Origin of the sequence: Cyclobacterium xiamenense (genome assembly GCF_009467825.1) — a bacterium.
GTDB classification, from domain to species: domain Bacteria; phylum Bacteroidota; class Bacteroidia; order Cytophagales; family Cyclobacteriaceae; genus Cyclobacterium; species Cyclobacterium xiamenense.
In genome coordinates this window covers 66,187-88,056 of sequence record NZ_WIOK01000013.1, presented here as the reverse complement: position 1 = coordinate 88,056, position 21,870 = coordinate 66,187, and the positions used below count along the sequence as shown (strand labels likewise).

General features: G+C 41.3%; 12 protein-coding genes and 2 pseudogenes. 3 read left to right on the top strand and 11 right to left on the bottom strand.

All coding sequences use genetic code 11. From position 1 onward, the window contains the following. The 6 genes and pseudogenes from GCU44_RS11725 to GCU44_RS11700 form a co-directional block, all read right to left on the bottom strand. Complete coding sequence (locus GCU44_RS11725; RefSeq protein ID WP_154856564.1) at positions 1 to 2,460, bottom strand: hypothetical protein; 2,460 nt, start codon at positions 2,458 to 2,460, stop codon at positions 1 to 3. A 465-nt stretch (positions 2,461 to 2,925) separates the two neighbouring features. After that, entirely contained in the window at positions 2,926 to 4,635 is a 1,710-nt protein-coding gene (locus GCU44_RS11720) for a RagB/SusD family nutrient uptake outer membrane protein (protein WP_154856563.1), read from the bottom strand. An 11-nt stretch (positions 4,636 to 4,646) separates the two neighbouring features. Continuing rightward, positions 4,647 to 8,102, bottom strand: coding sequence for a SusC/RagA family TonB-linked outer membrane protein (locus tag GCU44_RS11715; RefSeq protein ID WP_154856562.1), 3,456 nt, complete (start codon positions 8,100 to 8,102; stop codon positions 4,647 to 4,649). A 150-nt stretch (positions 8,103 to 8,252) separates the two neighbouring features. Further along, on the bottom strand, positions 8,253 to 9,290 hold the full coding sequence (locus tag GCU44_RS11710) for a FecR family protein (protein ID WP_154856561.1): 1,038 nt from the start codon (positions 9,288 to 9,290) through the stop codon (positions 8,253 to 8,255). A 295-nt stretch (positions 9,291 to 9,585) separates the two neighbouring features. Next, on the bottom strand, positions 9,586 to 10,194 hold the full coding sequence (locus tag GCU44_RS11705) for an RNA polymerase sigma factor (protein ID WP_154856560.1): 609 nt from the start codon (positions 10,192 to 10,194) through the stop codon (positions 9,586 to 9,588). Between the two features lie 324 nt (positions 10,195 to 10,518). Beyond that, positions 10,519 to 11,650 (bottom strand): annotated as a pseudogene (locus tag GCU44_RS11700) (IS630 family transposase). 277 nt (positions 11,651 to 11,927) lie between these two features. Here GCU44_RS11700 and GCU44_RS11695 point away from each other — a divergent pair. From GCU44_RS11695 to GCU44_RS11685, 3 genes and pseudogenes are all read left to right on the top strand, one after another. After that, positions 11,928 to 13,214: an IS4 family transposase gene (locus GCU44_RS11695; protein WP_154856559.1), complete on the top strand. Its 1,287-nt coding sequence runs from the start codon at positions 11,928 to 11,930 to the stop codon at positions 13,212 to 13,214. Between the two features lie 106 nt (positions 13,215 to 13,320). Next, positions 13,321 to 13,743: pseudogene (locus GCU44_RS11690) on the top strand (outer membrane protein assembly factor BamB family protein); the annotation flags it as partial. A 30-nt stretch (positions 13,744 to 13,773) separates the two neighbouring features. Then, a complete protein-coding gene (locus tag GCU44_RS11685; protein ID WP_154856557.1) occupies positions 13,774 to 14,340 on the top strand; it encodes an outer membrane beta-barrel protein in 567 nt (188 codons plus the stop codon). A 155-nt stretch (positions 14,341 to 14,495) separates the two neighbouring features. On the opposite strand, the gene GCU44_RS11680 is transcribed toward GCU44_RS11685, so the two are convergent. From GCU44_RS11680 to GCU44_RS11660, 5 genes are all read right to left on the bottom strand, one after another. Beyond that, positions 14,496 to 15,833 (bottom strand): ADP-ribosylglycohydrolase family protein, encoded by a 1,338-nt coding sequence (locus GCU44_RS11680; RefSeq protein WP_241684921.1) that lies wholly within the window; start codon positions 15,831 to 15,833, stop codon positions 14,496 to 14,498. A gap of 136 nt (positions 15,834 to 15,969) precedes the next feature. After that, positions 15,970 to 18,012 (bottom strand): sialate O-acetylesterase, encoded by a 2,043-nt coding sequence (locus GCU44_RS11675; protein ID WP_161993930.1) that lies wholly within the window; start codon positions 18,010 to 18,012, stop codon positions 15,970 to 15,972. 12 nt (positions 18,013 to 18,024) lie between these two features. Then, positions 18,025 to 18,918, bottom strand: a complete 894-nt coding sequence (locus GCU44_RS11670; RefSeq protein WP_154856555.1) for a beta-xylosidase family glycoside hydrolase — start codon at positions 18,916 to 18,918, stop codon at positions 18,025 to 18,027. Then, positions 18,888 to 19,796: a glycoside hydrolase family 43 protein gene (locus GCU44_RS11665; RefSeq protein WP_154856554.1), complete on the bottom strand. Its 909-nt coding sequence runs from the start codon at positions 19,794 to 19,796 to the stop codon at positions 18,888 to 18,890. Before GCU44_RS11665 ends, GCU44_RS11670 begins: the two co-directional genes overlap by 31 nt. Before the next feature lie 9 nt (positions 19,797 to 19,805). Further along, positions 19,806 to 21,647, bottom strand: coding sequence for a glycoside hydrolase family 13 protein (locus GCU44_RS11660; RefSeq protein ID WP_154856553.1), 1,842 nt, complete (start codon positions 21,645 to 21,647; stop codon positions 19,806 to 19,808). Positions 21,648 to 21,870: the final 223 nt, after the last annotated feature.

Below are 21,870 nucleotides of genomic sequence, written 5' to 3'. Positions count from 1 at the left end.
TTATTTCGTTGTTTTAAAATTTACTAGCATCTCAGGCCCAGCAGTTAGTTCATTCCCTTTGTAGTCGAATTCAATCAGGTTGCGACCTTCGTTTACCGTAAAGGAAGCCGTCTCCAGTATGAATTCCCCTTTAAGCAAATGATTTTCTGAAAAATGTTTGAGAATTTTGTTTCCTTCGTTGAGTAGGTAATCTCCGGGTTCTAAGGTAGATGGCATTATCGCTTTTTGAGTACCCACTTTCAAATAAACACCGGTTACTGAGCTCTCGGACGTTTTTTGAAGGCGAATTACATAGTGTAACCGCCGTTTTTCTCCGACACAAAAATATTCCCATGTACTGGAGGTTGGAAGACCTGGCTCGGTGGTCCTATTCACATGTTTGTAGTCGGGTGAAACCGGTGCCTCCGGGCTACTAACCAAAATGGCAGCGGGCAGCGTATTTTCCGCATCTTCGCCAGATGCGCTTCCTCCTTCTGGAGACCAGGATTCGATAAAAATCAATTTTGCAATCCCATCGGTTACTTCCAAACCATAAAACGTATATGGGTCACGAAGTTTTTCTTTTTGCTCTTCCGTAAATAAGCCTTTCATTCGTGCATCTTCCCATTTCTTGATCTCAGCCAAAATTTCGTCGGCTTTGCTGTTAATCTCCAAGAAATTGGGACTTATATAAAAATCAACACCTGCATCGAAACCTGCTCCGAGACCCATCACCCATTCCATGTCTTTTTTGGTGGTTTTTTCATTAATGCTGAATTGTCCCATTTTACGGGGTAGCAAATCTTCTTTTAGTCCTTTCTGAACCCTTATACGATGTCCTAAGTGCGCCTCTCTAAAGTTCTCAGACGTCCATGGTTCGCCCCAGCTCTCGTTTGAAAAATAGTGCCATCCAAAATGGGTAACATCCGATGAATTAGCAACAATATTCGGGTCTGATAAATTATCGTAGAACACTTTTACAAAACGGTCGCTTCCATACCGGCCATGACCAGCTGCCAATCCTCCCTCGATCCCATCAAAACTGATGCGTTTCAGGTTGGCTGCATTAAAAAAATTTGCCAGATTTTTCGCCATTTCATCCTGCAGGACAATGTTTGGGAAAAATACTTTATACCCATGCGACATTAAGCGGGCAACTTGCGCTCCTTTTTTATGGACAGCAGCTTTTGTTCCGAATGCTCCTCGTTTACAGTCTTTTAACAGCAGCTTCCCGTCAGCAGTGGCGTAGGCATATTCAATAATTTCATCGCCAATAAGCACGGCGGTATGTTCTTGCCAACGCGGATTCACTTTGTGTAAATTGGGTTCGTAGTACGCCGAACGCATCGATTCATCCTGCAAGAATAATTCAGTATCATCAGCGGAAATATCATTTTCCAATTTGGTTGTACCAGCCTTTACCAGGTCAGGGTGCGGGACCGGAGATACCAACGGGTCGTTTGTGGTAATAAAGTTAGTCAAGGTATGGGCTCCAAGAGTGATGCCGTGTTTTTCAGCCTTATCGGAACATTCACGCACCGACTGGTAACCATTTGGAAAATCACGCTCGCGTAGGTTAAAGGTTCCCCATGTTTCAAAAATGCTACCGTGGTAAATACAGGTGATACCTCCTTTTTCCGCAATGTCTATACAGGCTTCAATATTGTCAACATTATATGGCATAATGAATTTGGAAGAGGTAGAATAGTTGGAAATTTTATTCCAGGTATCGCCATTTTTTATGTGAGGCAAATTTTCTTCCAGCACAATCTGCTCAATTACCGCAGTCAGGTTAGCAGTCGGGACACAATAAAAAGCAAATTTAGCACCCGTAATTTCGGCATCGCTATCATGTAGCGGCACTACTTGTACTAACTTTTGCTCCCAATTATCCACCGTACGAAAAACGGAACGATTACGCACAAACCCCGTCAAACTTGCGCCGCCTTCAATCTTTTGAGCAGCATTTCCAAACCTCCCCCGGCTTATCTGTTCGAATCCACCGCGACTTTTTAGGTTCAGCCCCATAAAACCAACAGCGATGGAATCATCGTAAGCTATTCCGATTGATTGGCCTATTTTCTCGGAAGGTGTTACGTGAAAGGGCCCCCAGGTAACTAAATCAATCTGTTTATCACTAGTTAATCGTGTAATTTCAAAGCTCAAGTGCGTGTCCTTGCTATTTACTTTCACATCCATTTCTGCTCCCAACTCATCAAATCTGAGTTTTAACAATTCGCCACTAGGTTTCCAGCTCGAAATGGAATACTCGTTTCCTTCACTCTCAATCGTTACCAACGAAACACTGTACCCTGGCATCAAAAGATTTTTTCCCGATTTTTTTCTTACTAGTGCTGTTACCTGTCCTTGGCTGTCAAGGCATATCTCAAAATAATCGTTTTCGAGAGGTGATTCATTGTTTGAAATATGACATGCTGTTACGCAAACCATAGCCACTGCCAATAGGAGTAATTTATTCATCTTTGCTAGTTATTAATTTGTAACATCCAAATCCTTAGCCCCATCGGGCTGGTCCCCGATCGATTGAATATTTATATAAACTTTATGAAGTTGACTTACTTTAACTTTTACGGTGCACGATAAGAAATAATTTCAACCACTAAAATGCCATTTTATTTATTACAGATGAAAAAACTAAAAATTAGTACTCCTGTAAGGAACAAAATCAAAAGAGAAAGGCTTTTTTCCAGTTTGAAAACGATTTGATACCTGAAGAAACGAAACAAAACCAGGCATACGAAATTCCTTATTCAAAAAAACCGTAGATAAAAAAATGTGAAATTATTGGCAATCGAATCATTCATTATTAGTTGTCACGTATATCAACTTATTTTCCGAATAATCACCAATAACTTCACATTTTATTTGACATCAAAGAGAAAGGCAATTCAATCATTTACTATCTCTGTAAAATCGTGCGGTACGTTAGTTTAGCGTAGGATCAAATGTACCACCATCCCATCCAATATTCTGTTCCAAATTAGGATTTTTTTCTATCTCATCACGATGAATAGGAAAGAAGTAATACGATTCTGGAGTAAACATTTCTGTTTGTCCTGTATTAAATAATTCAGTAACCTCGTAATCAAAATCTTCAGGCAAAAATTCATCACCTCCAACCGGATCTAGACCATCTTTTAGTTTTGCCTGCAAACCAAATTTCCTCATTCCATCAATCTCAGTATGTAATTTTCTGGCCCGTCTAAGGTCCCAAAATCTTTTCCCTTCAAAGGTAAACTCTATCCTTTTTTCGTGATAGATGGCTTCTCTTAGTTCATCCTGGGTCATCCCCACTCGCAATCCGTACATCGAATCGATCCCGGGTTCAATTCCAGCTCTTTCTCTTATCTGCAATAAAACCTCTAGTGCTTCTTCTGGCCGACCCGTTTCATTTGCAGACTCAGCTAAATTAAACAGCACTTCAGCGTATCGAATTTCCACCCAATCCACATCGTTTAGTTCTGCCTGCTCTATTGGAAGTTCCACTTGTATCCCCTTTTTAGTGAAAAAACCCGATCTGCCAGAATTGGAACCTGGCCCAAACCCGTCATCTATACCGCCCAATTGAATATCTGTATATTGCCTTCTACCGGTTTGCCCACCCAGCTCATATAGCGATCCATTATAAACAATGGTTTCGTAAAATCTTGGGTCTCTATTCTCCCAAAAGCTTTGAACATCGTACGCATAATTGGGTGATTCACCGGGAAAAAATCCGTCTTTCATAGGATAGGCCTCCACTAAGGACCATATGGGCTGATCTCCTCCCGTACAATTCCTGGATTGAGATAGTGGTCGCACGCAGTGCTCTTGTCTGCCATTGACTTTCACAGGATTCTGGTAAACTGTTGCCAGAATAACTTCCCGATTTCCGGGTTGCATCCAAATATCTGAATAATTATCTAAGAGTCCGTAACCCCCAGCGTCTAAAAATTCCTTGGCTTCGTTATTGGCCATATAAGCACGTTCCCAATGAGAATTTCCATAAGGATTAGACGGATTAAATTGCGGACTGGCCATATACAATAGTACCCGTCCTTTAAAAGCCAATGCAGCCCCTTTATCCACCCTACCAAAATCATTTCCAGTAAACTTCTCCGGTAAAGCTGAAATGGCCATTTCCAAATCCTCTAAGATGAAATCAAAACATTCCTGGGTGGAATTCCGGGGAACCATCAAATCATCGGTCAACAATTGGGGCTCCCGAATAATGGGCACACCTCCATGGTATATTACTGTTTTAAAGTAATGAAACGCCCTCAGAAAATAGGCCTGAGCTTTTATTTCATTCTTCTCGAGATCTGGCAACATGCCCTGGTCGATTTCATCAAGTAATACATTCACCTTTCGGATCTGGGTAAAAGGCCAGTGTTTAAAAGACCCGTTGGTAGTTTGGACAAATCCTTCACCTAATATTCCGACGGATTCATCAGCGTTATTTCCATCATTTAATGGCCAACCAGTAAAGGTAGAAGCATATAAATCGACCAGATAGGCATTCGAAAGTGTTGGATCATTCCATACATCCTCAGGATTATATACAGACAAATTTTTTACCTCCAATACGTCTTCCGCACAACCGGGAAGTAGAAGTCCAAGTACTAGTAACGATAAGGAAATTATATATATTTTCATGGTCTTCAAATTTAAAATCTAACATTTATACCACCTGTAAATGACTTCATTAAAGGGTAGGAATCTAACCTATCCTGCTCAGGATCATATTCCTTAAATGGTGACAGAACGAAAAGATTGGTCCCATTAAAGAAGACCTGCAAATTGATATTATTGGTAGCTAACCATTCCATAGGTAGATCATAGGCAACATTTAAATTTTTTAACCGAAGGTATGCGCCGCTCCTGATCCAAAAATCTGAAGGCCCCCAACCGAATTCCGGCATTCCCCATCCCCCTGCTCTTGGGTAAGGGGCATCCGTCCTATCAGGGGTCCACCGATCTGTCCAAAGGTCAAAATAGGGTCTATCCCCTGTTTGGAAAACACCACCAGAACGGGTATTCTGAGTCTTAACAATTTTATCAAATGCACCCACTCCCTGAAGCAAGAAATCAACTTTTAGATTTTTCCAGCTAAATCCTCCATTAATACCATAATTTATTCTTGGAATAGCATTATTTGAGAGCCAATCCTGGTCATTTTGATCAACGATACCATCAGCCCCTTCTGTTCTATTCACCCCTCTTATGTCTTCGTACAAAATCACACCCAACATGGGTGACCTACCAAATTGAGTAAACCCTTCCGGAATCGCATTTAAGGCAGCCTGATCTCTGATAATACCATTTGAGCGATAACCCCAGATCCGATTTATCGGATGTCCTATCGCTGTTCTCCAATCTTCCAGGCCCACTGGCTCGTCGATTACCACTACTTCATCCTTAGCATATCCAATATTTCCTCCAATGGTATAATTGAATCTTCCGATACTATTTCGGTAATTCATTGAAAATTCAACACCGCGTACATCGATCTCGGCATAATTTTCATCACTTAAGGGCGCTCCATAGGTTCCCGGTATCACCCTAATTCGCCGCCTCAAAAGATCGTACCGATGATTGTGGAAATAGTCGAAATTTCCGACCAGCCTATCATTAAACAACCCAAAGTCAAAACCAAAATTATAAGCAATCATTTTCGCCCAGGTTATATTGGGATTGGGAGGTGTTCCAGCCCGTATGCCGTTGTATAGCGTATTTCCAAAAACGTATCCGGAACTCGGAACAAAATTATTCTGAAATTGAAATGGAGCCACGTTGTCATCACCTGTGGTGCCTACTGAGCCCCTCAATTTAAACTCACTAACTGAAGGAATATTTACAAAATTTTCTTCCGAAATTCTCCAGGCAAAAGAGCCAGATGGGAAAAAACCCCACCTTGTGTCCTTAGGAAATCGGTAACTACCATCGTAACGAAACGAAAATTCAGCAATATATTTACTCGAATATTCATATCGGGTACGGCCAATCCAGGACGCTCTTCCTGTTTCAGATTCGCTGCCTGAGAAATACCTGCGCTGCGTATCCGTTGAAGCTGCAAAAATCTGATCTACACTACTTGTCAGTAATTGATTGGCCGAACCATTGAACATTTTACCGGTAAACGCAGCCTGCTCATAAATGACCGTCCCGGCCACGCTATGCTCACCAAACACCTTTTCGTAGTTTAAAAACCAGTTTAACTGGTAATTATCCCCGAAATTCGCACTTTCATCAATCCCCTCAAAGGATCTGGATAGATTGTGTACATTCAGGTCTGTCGGATCAATCGGGCCTGGCACGTAGGGGTTAGTAGCTGAGCCTTGCTGGAAGCGATACGACCTATTATGAATCACAAAGTTCTTTTGATTTCTGGAATCAAAGGAATAATTGGCCATCAGGCTAGTACTTAAGCCATCAATAAAAGGAAGATCGTAGTCAATTCGAATGATGCCATTGAATGTGTTCCTGTTGATCTTTCTGTAATTGCCGTTTTCCAGCATTAAAACCGGATTCCAAGCCCCTCTCCCTATAGGTAACCCATTTTCGGTATCCGTAGTAGGGTTACCCTGCTCGTCAACAAAAAACGGATATAATCTGCTCCAATTAAACGTGGTTCTATAAAAATCCGATAGTTCAAACCCTTCTCCTCCATCCCAATCATATGGCCAGAAAAAACGATTCGTAACCCTTTTATTTCCACTTAAATTAAGATTAACTTTAAGGTTATCCGTAATTTTCGCCGTGACATTACTTCTAAAGTTATATCGGGAGTAATCGGTATTGGTGAATGAACCTTTGTCGGAATTGGTTCCCAACATCATGTAATACGTGAGACTTTCATTCCCCCCATTCACACTCAAATTATGTTGTTGAGAGGATGGATTCCGCCATATATAATCATTCAATTCGTAATTCTTGTCTTCAAAATATTGGAAAATTTCTTCTGTAATTGGCTGTGGATTTCCAAATGTTTCTGCGTGGGAATTGATGTATTCTAATTCTTGAGTAGCTGTATATCGAGGTAAAGGTCGGGTAGGCCTTGAAGTAGAGATAAAACTCTTATACGTAAAAACAGGCTTCCCTGATTTTCCCTGTCTGGTAGTTACCAAAACAACGCCATTTGCCGCCCTCGCACCATAAATGGCAGCCGTAGCAGCATCCTTTAAAAAACTGACGCTCTCCACCTCGTTGGGATCCAATGCATCAAAATCTTCCCGGCTTTTTATAATATTATCAATTACATACAAGGGGGAAGAACCTGCGATTGCTGCACTCCCCCGAATTGAAATACTAGAAGGAGCGCCTGCAAATCCGGAAGATTGGACAACCTGTACACCGGGCGCCCTCCCAGCCAATACATTTGACAAATTGGATGTTGGTATAAAATCAATATCGTCCGATTTAACACTTGCGACCGATCCGGTTAATTTCGCCCTTTCCTGTGTCCCGTACCCCACAACAACCACTTCTTCCAACGAGGATTGATCCTCAATCAAAGTTATGGAATAACTGGTTTGATTACCGACAGTGATGCGCTGTGATTGATAACCGATAAAAGAAACCAAAATGACAACTCCTTCCTCTGCATCCAAATTGAATCTACCATCGATATCCGTGGCTGTGCCGGTAGTGGTACCTTCAATCAATACCGTGGCCCCCGGAATAGGCTCTCCATTTTCATCAACCACTTTTCCGGTAATCGGCATTAACTCCTCTTCGGCAAAAACCTCGACTATCGGTTGACTCCTGGGTACCACAGCAATCGAATGGTTCATCTGCCGAAAACCCAAACTTAGTTGTTGACCGGCATCTTTTAGCCTGTCTTCTACTGTCCCGGACTCGTTTTTGAACTGGATGATTTGCGATTTATCCACTTTTTTATTGTCGTAGGCAAACTTAAAAGGCGTTTTTCGTTCTACTTCGTTAAAAAATTGCCGAACACTGAGTGAAGGGGCGGATAGGCGAATGCTGACCTCGTCGATCCGCTTGTACTGTCCCTTTGCCTGCATGATGCTGGCGACATTGACCAACAGCATCTGCACAAGTAAGCCGTATAAAAAGCCTTTCGACAACATGAGTATTGTCTTTAGTAAATAATTTTTCATAATTTTGGATGTTTATTGGAAACTAATTTCAATAAGCCTGGTCTCTTGATGGCCCCATTCCCCAATGTACACCATCATCAGACCAGCCAGTAGCCGGTTGGTTTTTTACCAACCGGTTTTTTTTATGGCGCGTGAATGTATATCATAGGTCTAAAACTTTAAGTGAACTATTTTTTCTTCTATACTGAATTGGAAGCCCTGTATGTAAGCCATACTACGCAACACCTCCTCCAGGGTCTGCTCCTTGTACTCTCCGGAAAACTCCCAGGCGACGGGCTTCGAACCCTGTACCCGAAACGCCACCCCGTACCAGTTTTCCAGGGTTTGCAGCACCTCGTTGAGCGAGGCATGTTCAAACCGAATCCATCCTTCCTTCCAGCCCAGCACCACATTCGGATCAAAACTCCTTACGCGTTGCTTTCCTGAAACGGCGTCGTGGTGCAGGGCCTCTCCCGGCTTGAGCCAAACCGGGTCGGTTGCGGTTTTCTCCCTTACCTTCACGGCACCGGACACCAGAGAAATAGCGATTGCCGATCCTTCCCGGTTGGCGATATTGAAGGTAGTGCCCAATACCGTGGTCACCAACCCATTGGTTTCTACATGAAAGGGCCGTAAACTGTCTTTTTCTACCTCAAAGTAGGCCTCACCTTCCAGCCGTACGCTGCGCTCCAATGAGTCAAACTTCTCCGGAAAGTAGAGTTTGCTGTTGGCATTCAACCAAATCCGACTGCCGTCCCCTAGGGTCAACAGCAATTTCTCGCCCGGTTGGGTAACCTTTTCGATCCAGGAAATCTCCTCTGCCAGCGTACCCGAAGAAATGGGCGCAGATGGGGGCGAAAGCCACCAGCCCAAACCAAAAGATAGGAGCAGAATCGCGGCAATGCGGTAAACTTGCCCGACAGCTTTCCAACCAAACGTTAGGACCCTTTTTCCCGCAGCTTTTTCAGGTTGCTCCTGGGGCTCCGGTTCCCGAAGCAATTGCTGCAGGATGTCCTCCCGGACTCTTTTGGGTGCCGGGTATTCTGAATACCGAACCCGGAGTAGGATTTCCCTGGCTAGTTTCAACTCCCCCACCTGACCGGGATTGGCCGCCATCCAGTTGGACCAATAGCGATCCAACTGCTCGTTGGGATGCTTTACCCAAGCAATAAATTCTGGATCAGCCAGAAAATCCTCTTTGGTCTTCATGCGAGTTGTCTTCCTTCTTTCCAGTAAATGCGGACTGTATGCAAAACAACACCCAAAAAATTTACTTTTTTTTATAAAAAATGCTGGTAAAAAAAAATCTGCCGTATTCCAAAAAATTTTGATATAAAGATTTAGAGACTGGGGACTTAGGGACTGGGAGAGGAGGTGATGGGGATTGAAAGAGATTGATTGAGATTGAAGCAGGTTGAGGGAGATTGATGGGGATTGATGGGGATTGGTTGATGTTGTGAATGTGGGCGAAGATATGGGAGCTGGGAGGCTTGGTCCATACGGATCACCCCAGGGCTTTTCGCAAAAAGGCCAGCGCCTTGTACATCAGGTTGCGGGTGGTATGGTCACTATCCAATCCCATTAATTCCCGAATCTCCGCATAGGAAAGGTCCTCGTAAAAAAAATAATAAATGATTTCCTTCTTCCTGGGACTTAGTTCGGCAATGGCCCGGTTCAGCTGCTCGATACGCTCCCCATCCAGCTGCTGGTCTATCAGGATTTGTTCGTGGGATAACTCAAACCCAAAACCCTCCCGCTCCGCCAGGTCCACGCGACGCTGTTCCCATCCGTCCCTTAGTCGAAACAACTTTCGTTTCAGGCATTTTAGCAAATAAAACCGGATATGGTTCGTAGGCCCCAGCTTCTTGCGGAGTCGTTTTAAATCGAAAAAAACCTCCTGTATCCCATCCTGGGTCAGGGATTCATCCCGGGTCAACCGCATCCCATACGCATACAGCCGGTCAAAATTCTGTTCGTATACCTGTATAAGCGCCGCATCACTTCCACTCCGGAACTGATCCCAAAGGGCTGCATCCGGGATTTTATCCACCGACCGGGCGTTCTTTTTTTCGATAAGAAACCGTTTCGAAACGGTAAAATGAGAAACAGGCATGTAGGGTTTTGTTGGTATTTATTAGATAAATTTACCAACAAATCGGACATATCCTACTCTTTACAAACGAATATATCTAATTTCCCAAATTCTAAACTGCCGAATTTTGTCGTCGGGTAGGTCGGCTTGTATGCAAACAGCTTCCGCTTCCCCGAAAATTCCCAAAAAAATCTCCTTTCCTACCGTAGCCAGACAAACCGTCCCTTTTTCTGCGACTTTTAGTTGCTTCCTCAAGCAGCCTTTCCCCAATACCATCCCATCGCAAAACCGCACCCGGGAAGGCAGCCATCAAAACTCCAGCACATGCCCGCCACTGGTGTCATGTCACACATTGATTGACGGATAAAGTTTTAGAAGTTTTATCCTTGCGTCTTGGCAGGTAAATTGCCATTTTATTTTACTTTCTTTATTGTTTTGATGTATCTGCCATGCTTTTACTTCCCTCTTCATTGTTTCAATGTTATCTATCCTCCGGTTCAGGCACTGCGCGGTCAAAACATTTAATTCTATTTCTGCCATGTTCAGCCAGCTGCCATGTTTAGGGGTATAAATAAAATCAAACCGGTCCCATATCCTTTTTGCCTCCTCTGGCTCAAACAACTCATATAAAGCCCCCGGTTTATGGGTCCCCAAATTATCCATTACTAGGGTTATTTTTGTTGCGTCTCTATACCATTCATCCGCTATTTGTTTTATAAACCTTGCCCAGTCAACTTTCGTCTTTCTTTCGGTTATTTCCACAAACCTTTTGCCCGTTAATGGCTCCGATGCCAAAAATACATTGGCTACACCGCAACGTTCATATTAAAAATCCTCCCTGGCCTCCTGGCCAGGTCTCATTGCGATTGCCAACCGGGTCTCTTTGATAAGCTGTTTCGGGGATTCATCCATACAAATCACAGGAAAATCTTTGTTAAATGGCCTTTTATAGACATCCAGCACACACTCCATATTGGCCACAAATTCACCGTTCTGTTTTGGGGGGATTATCCAGCCCGTTACTTTCCAGGGTTTAAGTTCGTTTTTTTTAAAACCCGCCTTACGGTTTCATAGGAAATTTCGTCCACATAATTCAACTCCACCATTTTGTCGGCCAAGAGCCGCAAAGACCATCTGGAATAGCCTTCCGGAGCCTCGCTGCAACTCAGGGCAATTAAATGGGCTTCCACTTCTCCGTCTGCTTTCCGGTCATAGACCCTGCTGGTGGGCCTGTTCTCCAATGCTGCCTCAAAGCCCTCTTCCACAAATCTTTTTTTTACCCTGTCTATAGTCCTCACTCCGATCTTTAGGACTTTGGCCACTTCTTCGTTTTTTACCTTATCTGAAAATTCCCCTTCATCACAATTAAGGAGAATCAACGCATGAATTACTTTTTTGGATGAATGCTGCCTCCTTTGGTCAGGGAAATCAGTTCATCTCTCTCTTCTTGACTTAATGTTACCTTGTATTTTACCATTTCTATCTTTGGGTTTTTCCAAAGATAGTGAATTTATACGTCAAAGTATATATGACATGACACTAGTCACCTTTAGTCCGGTGTAAGCTCCGGTGGTATTGACCAGGTCCGATGCAGCTACCGGCCTTCCATTTAGTCGGAGGTCATCTACTACCCAATGCTATTAAGTTAAGAAAAAAATGGCCTCAGGAGACAAAATAAGCCGGTTTTCCTTATGAAAACCGGCCTACTTTAGGTAAATTGTGTTGTCTTAAACATATAGCTACGAAGGTACAAAATACCAACCAAAACACGATGGATATATCTTGCGATTGTCCGAAAAAAAATCTTTGAAAAAATACAATCACCTGAAAATCAGGTTACTTACTGCTCGGACCCCGCTCATTTTTCCAGGTCTTCCCCTCTCGACTTCCAAACTGTAGTACTTTCAGTGCTCCAACTGTTCAAAGAATCCGCCAATTCTGATACTGAAGGCGTCCTTTCCAAGCTGGGGAAGCGAGAAGTCACCGGAAGTGCTTTCTCACAGGGGCGCTATAAAATTGAATGGCAATTTTTCTCTGATCTCTGTGCTATTAGTTCAGAAGATTATGACAGGTTCACTACGGCCAGATGGAAGGGGTACAGGGTTTTTGGTGGTGATGGAAGTACCCTAAATCTACCAGCATCCAAACAGATAAGGGGATATTTTGGAGTTCAATCCAGTAGTTCAAAGACCTCACTAGCCAGGATACTTCTTGTCTATGAGGTACTTACCGGCCTTACGCTACAGGCAAGACTCGGAAGAATGAGTACGGGCGAATCCGCCTTACTCGGTGACTGCCTGTTTGAAATTCCACCCAAGCCGGATGACCTGCTGGTGCTGGACAGGAACTTTGGCCACTTCCACATGGCGCACAGAATGACTAGTGAAGGAAGACCCTTCTGCATCCGGATGTCTACCGGGATATCCAATTTTGCAAAAGAGGTAATGGCTGACAGCAGGATGGATTTTATCACCGAATGGGTACCCAGCAAATCAGAGAGGGGAACGGCCAAAACCTCGGATCCTGTACGGGTTAGGGTAACCAAAGCCGTTCTGGAAACGGGTGAAACGGAACTCCTGGTAAGCAGCCTACAGGATATGGAATCATTTAAAATTGAAGATCTTGTGGAACTTTATGACATGAGATGGGGCGTTGAGGAAGGCATCAAAAACCTTAAGCCAAAAATAAAAGTGGAGCAGTTCGGATGTAGAAAGCCGCAGGGAATCTATCAGGAATTTTATGCCCATATCCTGGCCATGAACATGGTAGCACTTGCTGGAGTAGCTGCTACTGAGCAGATTGAAAAGAAAAGTAGGTCCAGGAAAAAGAAACGGAAATTGACGTACAAATACAACTGGAAAAATGCTTTTCTACAACTCAGAAAAAGAATTGTGGAGTTGTTCAGCCGCGAAAGTGTGGAAAAAATACTGGAAACCCTGGTCAACAAGATAGCCCGAAAGCTGGTAGCAGTAAAAAAGGGAAGAAAATTTTCCAGAAAGGGTCTGGGAAAACCGGCAAGGACCAACCAATACTATAAATAGCAAAAAAGGAAAAGAAAGAGAAGAAAATACAACATATCGCACCAAAAATTGACACCTGCTTCAGGAGTAAAGAACCCTATGCCCTAAACCTGATAAAAAGCTAGCCTGCCATGACCTACGCACCGGGCAGCAGTACTGGCGAAAGAAGTTTAGCAGGGAGATCTTCTTCTCCAACTTCCTGATCGAAGAAGATATGGTTATCGTGAACAATGAGGATCAATACGTCTATGCCCTTGACCCCATGACCGGCAATCAGCTCTGGAAGGTCCGGGACTCAGGTACAAGCAGCAAAATGAGGTATATGAATGGGGTGGTCTATTTCAACGGGGGAGCAAGCGGCAGGCTCCATGCAATAGATATCCGAGAGGGAAAGACCGTATGGAAGATCGACCCCCAACTGATAGGGGAATTTCCCGATGAAGCCTTTAGGGGAACGGCCATCTATACCCTCGCCGGAGAAAATGGAAAGAAGGGAAAAGTGATATCCCTGACGGGTAATAATGCGTATTGCTTTGAAGCGTATAGGTAGGTAGATGATCAAAACTTAATTAATTACAAAATGAAGAAAATTTGGATTATACTTCTTCTTAACCTTTTTGCTTTTGGAGCAATGGCCCAAACAGAAAAAGGTACTAAGCTGTTGGGAGTTAGGACTACTCTCGGAATGGGTCAGAGTGATGGACTGATGGGATTAGCTTTCAATCGCTCCACCTTGGAGCTAGCTGATGGAAGTGAACTGGAAGACCGCATGACTTCTTTCTTTATTTCCTCCAAGGGAGGGTATTTTTTTGCGGATGGCTTTGCAGCCGGATTGGAGGTGGCTATATCTACGAGTAGTGGCACTACAGAGACAGATGGAATAGAATTGGAGTCCAACTTCTCCTTTCTGGGCGTTGGACCTTTTGCCCGGTATTATTTTCCATCGGGAAAGCTCCTGCCTTTTGCAGAAATCAACTCTCTTTTTGGAACGAGAAGCCAAGAAACCTTAGGTTCAGGACTTATTGCAGATACTAAATTTTCAGTAGCCAATTTTGGTTGGGGATTTGGACTAGCCTTTCTTTTGGGTGAAAGAAGTTCGCTTGATCTGATGGCCAGTTATTTCAGGGTAAGACAACTTCAGGATTAGTTGGAAATCCTGCAGGTCAGGCATTTCCAAAAGAGGTACGAGATACAATCTCGCGTCAGCGGGGGAACATATATATACTGCTAACAATTAATAAATTATATAACATCTTTAAAAGATAACGCATCCCTGCTAATGCCAATCATACATTTAAAAAATTATATATCGCTATTAATTAAATAATATATCTGGCCATTCTGAGTAATCTTTTGTCCGCCGTTTTTCAAAATAGCATTCTCTGTAATAACCATAATTCTATTTACTATATCGCTTATTTTTGTGACATTAGGCAACCCATCTCGCGTAAAATTTAGGTAAGTATCATTGAAGGGTTGTTTCCAGATTGGCTCATCTGATAATCCCAAAGTTAATCTGGAAGGAATTACAGATGCACCATGCATTACTCCAATCAAACCAGCACAAGTTGCAGCTTGATTATCACAGTCTAATCCGGCTGAAACAGCAATTCCGGTAGTTTTTTCAAAATCTCCCTCTCCATATAAAATAGCCATAATTCCAAATAGTCCGTTAGATAAGGAAGATACAATAGAAACAGGTGCTTCATAAGATCCTCTTTTGTATCTGTGATATTTATTAAAAATCATTTTTCTGGTTATGCGCCAATCCTCATTTTGCTTATGCCATGCAATTACATCGTTCATTCCTTCATAAAATGGGCTGCTTTCAGGAATAAATTTTAATGCCAAATCAACAAGGTTATTCACATCTTTTTCAAAAAATGCAGCACTATACATAACTGAATAGGCAATTGTGGGGTGAGTACCCCAGTCATCGTTTGTTATTCTAGCTCCCCAGTCAGCTCTTTCAACACTTTTCTGAATCATTCCGGGGTAAAAGACTCTCCATATTTCATTAACCAATTGGGCATCAATTTGAAACCAATCATTATTATTTTCTTTACTGCCAGTATCCGGTGGGATGAATCCTTCCGACATTAGGTCTCTGGCTGTACGGTTAGCTACCCATATTTTACGGTTGATATGTTTTTTCCACATTTCTGTTATTTCCGCATAATTAATATCTAATCCGTATTTTTCAACTGCATGTAAGGTCACAAATTCAATATCGGTATCATCATCAGAAAATGCACCTTCTATCCAACTTGTAACAATCGCACTATATCCCCTCATATCATTTCTATTGATAATCAAGGAACTATCGTCATCAAATTGATAATATCGATCAATCAAAATAGGAATAGGTTCTTCTATGTAACAATTTTCAAAGGGAAATCCCATGAAGTTCCCTACCAGTTGTCCAATCCAATAACCAGATATTTTCTCTCTTAAATCCTTCTGAGATATTTTATTTTGGCTTTGTGAATACCCATTTAGACTATAAAATAGGCAAAACGATATAATTACCAAAAGCACTTTCAAGTTGAAGCCTATTCGTAAAAAAATATTTTTTTTAGACGTAATTCCTCTCATATAATTCATTATAATTTTGTTTGTATTTTTTTTAAATTTCGACATAATGGATTTATTTAATAATTAATAAATTGTTGTAATAAAAATCGACTCATATATTTTAAACTTCATAGTTAAGAGTAAATAACATAGGTAGTCAATTTTTATAAATATCGATTTTTAAAGGCTTCCTGTAATTAAGTCATTCGATCCCGGTTCCGGTTTCTTTACCAGTCCTGAAAGGCGAAGCAGGCAATCCCACTTTATTGAACAGGTTGGGCATGGCAATATCACTCCATGCAAACCGCACAAATTTGGGAGCAGGCACTATCTCTGATTTTACAACCACATTGTTACCTTCAACAACTGCATGAGCGTTATAAAAAACCAAATCCTTACCGGCTATTTCAAAATCACGTACGTTCTCATCCGGACAATACAATCCGCTGCCAACATGGTCGAAAGAAACAACGGCCTTCCCATCACTAAACTCCACACTTTTGTATAACGGACCGGAATAAACCAGACTGTCTTTCCCATAATCCTTTGCCAAGGCCCACAAAGCCAATCTTTTACCCACACCCTGTTTATTGGGGGGATGTATGGTGATAGGACTACCAATATCCATGGTAACAGCCATACCCACGTTTTTTTCATTGAGTATTTCTAGTTGTGCTTCACGCAATTCTGCCACTTTATCGCTACCATAGTCAAAAGAAGCCAACTGCACATAATAAAACGGAAAATCGCCAATGTCCCACTCATTGCGCCAACTGTTAATTACAGCCGGGAATAATGTCCGATACTGTTTTGACTTGCTAATATTGGATTCTCCCTGATACCAGATAACACCCTTAATCGAGTAAGGAATTAAAGGCGCAATCATGGCATTGTAGAGCGCGGTAGGTGTATGCGAATTCAGGGATAAAAGATCGGATTCGGGTTTTACCCTATTTTCAAATCCATGTTTTAAAACAAAGAAATATTCATTCAAAAGAATGGCTGATGGTAAATATCTCCAGCTATTGCTCAAAGCTTGAACTTCCTTCCCTCCTTTAGTTTGAATAGAGGGTTGACTTAACAGCCCCCCTCTTCCCCATACATCGATAACACGGACGGCAAGGATGTTTTTTCCTTTATTTAACAAGCTTACCGGAATCGGGTAGATTTGGTCACCATCTTTTCCTCCCCAATTCTCCTTACGACCTACCATTGTCCCATTTATAAAAACAGTATTCAAATCATCAACTATTCCAACGTTAATTTGCAGATTATCAGTGTGGACATCCTCATTCCAGGTAAAATTTTGGCGAAACCATACCATTCCATTAAAATCATTAAGTTGAAACACCTTATCCATTGATGAAGTGCTTACTGTATCCCAAGCTGAATCATCGAAGTCAGTTTTCATTATGCCGTGAAAACTATTATCAACCAGGTTAAATTTTTCGTTCTGAATAAACTCATATTGTGACTTTCGTTTCATCGAAAATAGCCATTGGTTGTAGGGGGAGGATTTATCAGTGGCTCTGGCAATTTGTTGCTTAATACCTTGATAGCCGTCAACATGTTCTATAAAATCGGCTTCCACCCAACTTTCTGCAGGAGAGCCGCTCCAACTGGAATGAATGAGTCCAACAGGTACATTCAATTCTTTGTGTAATTCCCTTCCGAAGAAATAAGCGGTTGCGGAAAATTCCGGGACATTTTCAGGATTGCAAACACGCCAGGTACCTTCGCATGTTTCCAGTGGAGTAAACGATTTATTACGCTTTACGGTAAACATACGAATAGCCGGATAATTTGCTTCATTAATCTCCTTTTCAGAATTATAAAGCGTGTCGTTGGGTAGCCAGCCACTAACCGGCATTTCCATATTCGATTGCCCGGAACACAGCCAGACTTCGCCAAGCAATACATTGTTTAAAATAATGCTGGTATCTGATGAAGAAACAATCAAAGATTGAATATTTCCATCAGTTTCCGGAGTTTGTAGATTCAGTTTCCACTTCCCCTCAGATGAAGTAATGGCGGAAGCATTAGCTCCCCAGGAGGTTTTGACTTTGATTTCGCTTCCTGGTGAAGCCCAGCCCCAAATTGGTGTAGTGCTGTTGTGCTGAAGAACCATATTGTTGGAAAACAGCTCAGGCAGTGTAATATTTGATTCTTGGGCACTACAAGATGTGACTACTAGAATCATAGCCCCAAGGATTAATCCCAAAATATGTAATAACTGTTTCTTCATAACCCACATATTTTAATAGCGGGGATACCCTTTGTAACTTACCCAGTCAAAATCAGCATATTCTTTTGTAGGTTTGCCATTACTTGTGGCATATATACCGACATAGGTTCCTATGTATCCTTTGCATAAAACAATATTGCTTTGAGTTTCAGCAAAAAGTCTGAAGGTATTTCCCCCATCAAGAGAATATAAGTATTGATAAGTATTGTTTTTAGCACTCAGTTTGAATATTATTTCGCCCTGGTATTTATCAATAATTTCTTCTTTTAACACTTCCAATTCTTTTTCACGCTCTTTTACCGTCAGCTTTAAGTTCACTCCCTTTCCTTTTTTCACAACTGTGAAATTCACATAGTTATCATCTTGCTGAAAGATGCTGATACCAGCTTCTTCATTTTCTTTGTTAGGTTCAAAGTGCATCTTTGCGCTATAATCAAAATCGCTCTCCTTTTGGCGGATGCCCATTAAACTGTAGCGGCCAAGTAACTTGAAGGTTTCAGGCTTCAGGTGTAGCCTTAAAAATCCTTTGAAAGCAGATAAAGAATATGTTCCAGGCAGAGGTACACGTCTGAAATTCCATTCATGGCCCAATTCTTCTGCATCAAAATTGTCAGTAAAAGCATCATTAAAATATTGCGGATTTTCAGGAAATGGAAGTGAAGTGTAACGTTCAACTTTCCCTGTTTCCGGTGAAGCAACCGGCCATAAATATTCCACTGGCTGCCAGTTTCCTTTGCTTACTTCTTCCCATCGAACAGTTGACGGTTCCCAGGCTACCGGCACCAAATGAGTTTCCCTTCCCATATTTGAAGTTCCCTCTTCATCATTCCGGATACCCAAAAAAACCATATACCACCTTCCGTCTTTCAATTCAACTAAATCGGCATGTCCGGTACATGTACCCAATTATTCTTTGTCAAATGCCGGGAAGTAAGAATCGGATTACGTGGATTTGAATCAAAAGGGCCGAAAACACTATCACTGGCAGAAATCATAACTGCATGATTATAACTGGTCCCTCCTTCAGCTACCATAAGGTAATACTTGCCATTTATTTTATACATATGTGGACCTTCAACGCAACAACCATCACATGCCCCACGCCATACCGAGTAACGTTCTCCCACAAGTTCCCATTGATTCAGATCCAGTTCTTGAACCCATATTTCGCCAATACCGTTTTCATTTGGCTTTCCAACAGCATGAGTTCCCACAAAATATACCTTTCCGTCATCATCGAAAAACAAATCAGGATCAATGCCTGGTGCACCTTCTATCACATGAGGTTCTGACCATGGACCTGCAGGATTTTCAGCAGTGATGATAAAATTAACCATTTGTCCAGGGCCTCCTGCTGGTGGAGAATATACATTGGTTACAATAATGTAAAATGTACCGTTATTATAACGTATAGTTGGCGCATGTATGCCTCCGTTTTGCTGCACATCAACTAAATTTACTGCACCCGTACACTGATCCTCCCGATGCAGTCCATAACCAATTAATTCCCAATTAACCAAATCCTTACTGTGATGAATAGGCAATCCTGGGAAATATTCAAAACTGGAGTTAACAATATAATAATCATCCCCTACCCTGCAAATTGATGGATCTGGATGACCACCCGGAATGATGGGATTAATAAACCCGGTTTTTTGAGCAACGACATGAGATGAGATAATCAACATCAAATAAATTAATCTAATTTTCATTTCTATATAATTTTTAAAGATTGACCGTTGTTTTTTGAAACTATAAACAAGTTTCTTTATATTTTTATTCATTAACCCTATTTACTGGAAAACAAATATTAAGGGCTGTCTGGCTTTTATATTTAAAACATCATTTAAAAAATACTTATCTTCAGTTATAATATCTCTTGCAACAGTTCCAGAGACAGCCATCTCTGAAAATTGTGACAAGTCTATATGCTTATCTTTATCTGTTTTATTTATTACCACCATAATCTTCTGGTCGGCATTATACCTGAAATAAACATATACTCCATCGTTTGGAACAAAATGCATCAGTTTCCCCGTATGAATGGCTGGTGCTGTTTTTCGCCAGTTAAGTAGTTTTTTTACAAAATCCTGGGCTTCCTTTTGCTCGCTGGATAGGCCTTCTCCTGAAAAAGCATTAACCTCATCACCTTTCCACCCTCCCGGGAAATCGCTGCGAATATTCCCATGGCTGTCATCTCCAGTATTCGACATCAAAATCTCGGTTCCGTAATAAAACTGTGGTGTACCCCTCATTGTGGCAAAATATACCATGGCCAGTTTAAATAGACGATAGTCTTCGTTAAGTTGTGAATAAATACGGCTCATATCATGGTTGTCCGGAAAAATGACATGCACAAAAGGATCGGCATACAGAAAGTCATTAGAAAGCATTTCGTACAAATCAATCATACCTGCATCCCATTTTTCATTATTAGTCAATGCTTCAACCAACGCATTCTGCATAGGAAAATCTAATAGTCCGGGAAGACAGGAAGTATATCCATCGGAATTAACCTTTCCCCTTTGCCAATAAGCTAATACAGCAGGATTCAAGCTCCATTCTTCACCACTGATATTAAAATTAGGGTATTCTCTCATAATGGAGCATGTCCAGTCGCTCATGAAATCTTTATCGGAATAGGAATAGGTGTCCATCCGTATTCCAGCCAGATTAAGATATTCAATCCACCAGATTGTATTTTGAATTAGGTAATCGATAACCAGCGGATTTCTTTGATTCAAATCAGGCATAGTAGGTACAAACCATCCATCTGTAAACTGTTCTAAATCATAATACGAAGCATACGGATCCCGTAGAGTAGTTCTGCGATGGGTGGTCATAAAATAATTATTTGTATTATTTAGCCAATCAGTTGAGGGCAAATCGTTCATCCACCAATGACCTGAACCACAATGATTCATTATCATATCCATGATAATTTTTATGCCTTTTTGATTGGCAGTTTCAGAGAGTTTTTTATACTCCGCATTGCTTCCGAACCGTGGGTCTACTTTGTAATAATCGGTGGTAGAATAACCATGGTATGAATACTGTTCCTGGTTATTTTCAAGGACCGGATTAAGCCAGATTGAAGTGAACCCCATCTCATGCAGATATTCCAAACTATTTATGATTCCTTCTATATCTCCGCCGTGTCTTCCTCCTTTGTTTTCACGATCAGGCAATTCAAGCATTCCTTCCACAGCATCATTATCTGGATTCCCATTGGCAAATCGATCGGGGGTAATCAGGTACATGACATCTGAATTGTCATATCCTTTCCGTTGACTGGAACCATCCTCACGCTTAAGCAATTCGTAGTTATAAAGACAACGAACTTTCCCTTCTTCATTTTTAAGTATTAAGTCAAAATTACCGGGTTTTGTATCTTTAGAGATATCCATATAAACAAACAAGTAGTTGCTATTTTCTACGGCTACAGTTCTTTTTATTGCTACTCCTTCATAATCAATTTCCGGTTTTAAGAAACCAATATTTTCACCATATAACATCAACTGAAGTTCCGTACTTTCCATCGAAATCCACCAGAATGGTGGTTCGGCACGGTCAATGTTTTGAGAGAAAGCATAAAACGGAACCAAGAAGGCTAATAAAGCTTTGATTGTTTTCATAAAGAAATAGAAAGGAAATTTAATTAGCGATAATAAAATATAAATACAGAAAAATATGATATATTGAAGCATAAATTATTTAATAATATTTTACTTAAAATATTATTAATCCTATAATTTAAACCAAATAATATGTAGTATATATACCATTTTTCAATTAATATACCTATTCATTCTTGACTAATTTAAATTAAGAAGCAAGAAGGAAAAAATCATAAATATT

Excerpts from the sequence above, each read along its gene's own strand:
- GCU44_RS11725 (WP_154856564.1), bottom strand. The coding sequence starts at position 2,460 with ATGAATAAATTACTCCTATTGGCAGTGGCTATGGTTTGCGTAACAGCA.
- GCU44_RS11720 (WP_154856563.1), bottom strand. The coding sequence starts at position 4,635 with ATGAAAATATATATAATTTCCTTATCGTTACTAGTACTTGGACTTCTA.
- GCU44_RS11715 (WP_154856562.1), bottom strand. The coding sequence starts at position 8,102 with ATGAAAAATTATTTACTAAAGACAATACTCATGTTGTCGAAAGGCTTT.
- GCU44_RS11710 (WP_154856561.1), bottom strand. The coding sequence starts at position 9,290 with ATGAAGACCAAAGAGGATTTTCTGGCTGATCCAGAATTTATTGCTTGG.
- GCU44_RS11705 (WP_154856560.1), bottom strand. The coding sequence starts at position 10,194 with ATGCCTGTTTCTCATTTTACCGTTTCGAAACGGTTTCTTATCGAAAAA.
- GCU44_RS11685 (WP_154856557.1), top strand. The coding sequence starts at position 13,774 with ATGAAGAAAATTTGGATTATACTTCTTCTTAACCTTTTTGCTTTTGGA.
- GCU44_RS11680 (WP_241684921.1), bottom strand. The coding sequence starts at position 15,833 with ATGTCGAAATTTAAAAAAAATACAAACAAAATTATAATGAATTATATG.
- GCU44_RS11675 (WP_161993930.1), bottom strand. The coding sequence starts at position 18,012 with ATGAAGAAACAGTTATTACATATTTTGGGATTAATCCTTGGGGCTATG.
- GCU44_RS11665 (WP_154856554.1), bottom strand. The coding sequence starts at position 19,796 with ATGAATAAAAATATAAAGAAACTTGTTTATAGTTTCAAAAAACAACGG.
- GCU44_RS11660 (WP_154856553.1), bottom strand. The coding sequence starts at position 21,647 with ATGAAAACAATCAAAGCTTTATTAGCCTTCTTGGTTCCGTTTTATGCT.